Genomic DNA, 2,308 nt, shown 5'->3' on the forward strand with positions numbered 1-2,308 from the left:
ATCTTGGACTGGTCTTCGGAACCCATGTGTCACACCTCCTCCCGTGCGGAAATCCCCTGCTCCGACCGCGTCAGTCGCCGCGGCCGGGCGGGAAGTTGTTCGAGGAGGCCCGCGCCGGCCAGGCCGTCCGCCCGGCGCGCGAGCTCCCGGCGGGCGTCGGCGTCGCTCTTCTTGCGCAACTCCGCGTACCGGGCGACGAGTTCGTCTCCGGTCAGGCCCCGCTCGTACAGCTTGAGCAGCAGCACCGAACCGGCGTCGACCTGCAGCACCGTCGGAGGCGTCGTGGTGAAGGCGAGGAATCTGCCCTTGATGCTCAGCGGCCGGAACTGAATGCCCTTCGCAAGCTTGTAGTTCACGTGTGCACCTCGCGCTGTGGTGTGGCGTGCCAGGTCTGGAGGGTGCCGGCGAGACTCGCCGGCAGCGTGTCGCGGACCGCGGCCAGCAGGTGCGTCAGCTGCCGGTGCAGCAGCTGCCCGTCCGGTCCGAACTCCCGCCGTATGCTGTCGAGTTCGATCGCTGCGAGCAGGAAGCCGCCGCGTTCCACGGCCGCGGCCAGGCGCTTGCGCACGGCCTGCGGACCGCAGCCGGTGCGCCCGGTCCGCCCGCGCCGCAGCGCGGTCGCGTGCAGTACCGCGAGATGGGTGTAGACATGCGCGGCGGAGATGACACGGCCTGCGTTGAACCACCGCGGAGCGGCCTGGCCGAGACTCCACGGGAGCAGCACGCGTGCGCTGTGCTCGTCGGTGTAGCCGGGCCGTACGAGCCGGCGGGTGAGGCGCAGTACGGCCATCTTCTCGTGCAGCGATTCATGGAGCAGTGCGTCCGCGAGGCCGAGAGCGTCCCCGTGGACCGTGGCGGCGGACAGGAAGACGGTCTCGGGCACCTGCGTGAGATAGAGACTGGGAATGGGCGAGTCGAGCACGACGATCTGGTGCACGAACGGCAGTACGCTGCCGGCGATTTCCGGAACGAGTTCCCGCAGCAGTACGACCGCTTTCGAAATCCGGATCTCCTCGTTTGCGGTGACACGGAACGGCCGGGCGTGTGCGCCGATTCCCTGTTCCGTCATGGCCGACACGAAATGCCTTTCGAACACGGCTGCGGCGGAATCGGAAATCCAGTCCCGGGCGTGAATGCGCAGCGCCGGTTCCGCCTCGACCCGCAGTGCGGTGGAGCCGTACCACCGCCACGGACGTAGCGCGCGGCTTCCCGGATCGGCGCCGCCGAGTTTCCGGTCGATGGCACAGCGCCTCAGGCAGGCGGGTATTCCGTCACCGTCCGGAGGGTTTCGCAGGTCTTTGGGGTCACCGAGTCCGGTGGCCACCGCCGCGCCGGAATAGAGGACGTCACGGTCGGACAGGAGCGCGTCGGCGTCGGCCACGACACCGGTCGTGGCCCATTCGATGACCTCGCGCGTAGGCATGAATTGCCGCCCATCCCGTTCGCCCTTGTTTCCGGGGCGGTCACCCCTTGTTCGAATATTCTCGGCAGCCTTTCCGGAGCATGTCAACGACCCTTCGGCGGGCAGAACTTCATTTCCACCGGCGCTCCAGCCGCGGTCGACCCACGGCGCGGGGACCAGGCTCCGACCGGCCGGGAAGCCGGTGGGAACCGGCGTCCACCGGACGGAAAAACCGGGTGACCGGCTCCCGTCGGCCTTCCTACACTCGCCACGACGCACCGCACCCCGCCCCGCACGGCGGACAGGCCGTGCGCGACCGACGACCAGTGGGACGAGTGAGGGGAGCAGGGCCGTGCGCGACCGCACCGCTGTCACCGCTCCCCGCGCCCGGTACGAGGTGATCCTCGTGTCCTCGTCCGCCCGGTGCCCGCTGCGCGGCCGGTACCGGACACCCGTGACGCACGACTGAACCCGCCGGCACAGCCTGCGAACAGTGCTGTTGACGGACCGTCAGGGTGACGCCCGTCGCCGTCCTGCCGATCCCGCAGACGTCCGCACGGGAAATCGCGCCGCCCTTTTCCAGCCCCATCCCAGAAAGGCACCGGGCCGTGCGCACCACTGCTCAGACCGTCGTCCGCAACCTGGGCATCCTCGCCCACGTCGACGCCGGCAAGACCACCGTCACCGAGCGGATCCTGTATGCGACAGGGACCACGCACAAACGCGGCGAGGTCCACGACGGCACCACCGTCACCGACTTCGACCCGCAGGAGCGCGACCGCGGCATCACCATCTTCGCCGCGGCCGTCAGCTGCTCCTGGGACGGCCACCGGATCAACCTGATCGACACCCCGGGCCACGGGGACTTAGCCCACCAGATACAACGCTCCCTCCGCGGGCTGGAGC

At 69.4% G+C, this 2,308-nt stretch carries 3 protein-coding genes; 1 reads left to right on the forward strand and 2 read right to left on the reverse strand.

Features of this window, described 5'->3' with window-relative positions; genetic code table 11:
* Positions 1–29 precede the first annotated feature (29 nt).
* Together ACFW2E_RS45480 and ACFW2E_RS45485 are read right to left on the reverse strand one after the other, a co-directional pair.
* Positions 30–356, reverse strand: a complete 327-nt coding sequence (locus ACFW2E_RS45480) for a hypothetical protein (protein ID WP_384477665.1) — start codon at positions 354–356, stop codon at positions 30–32.
* Entirely contained in the window at positions 353–1,423 is a 1,071-nt protein-coding gene (locus ACFW2E_RS45485; RefSeq protein WP_384477668.1) for a hypothetical protein, read from the reverse strand. Before ACFW2E_RS45485 ends, ACFW2E_RS45480 begins: the two co-directional genes overlap by 4 nt.
* 587 nt (positions 1,424–2,010) lie before the next feature.
* Between ACFW2E_RS45485 and ACFW2E_RS45490 the strand changes: the two genes are divergently transcribed.
* A partial coding sequence (locus tag ACFW2E_RS45490) for a GTP-binding protein (protein WP_384477671.1) occupies positions 2,011–2,308 on the forward strand: 298 nt, incomplete at its 3' end.

This window comes from Streptomyces sp. NPDC058964, assembly GCF_042741275.1.
Taxonomy (GTDB): domain Bacteria; phylum Actinomycetota; class Actinomycetes; order Streptomycetales; family Streptomycetaceae; genus Streptomyces.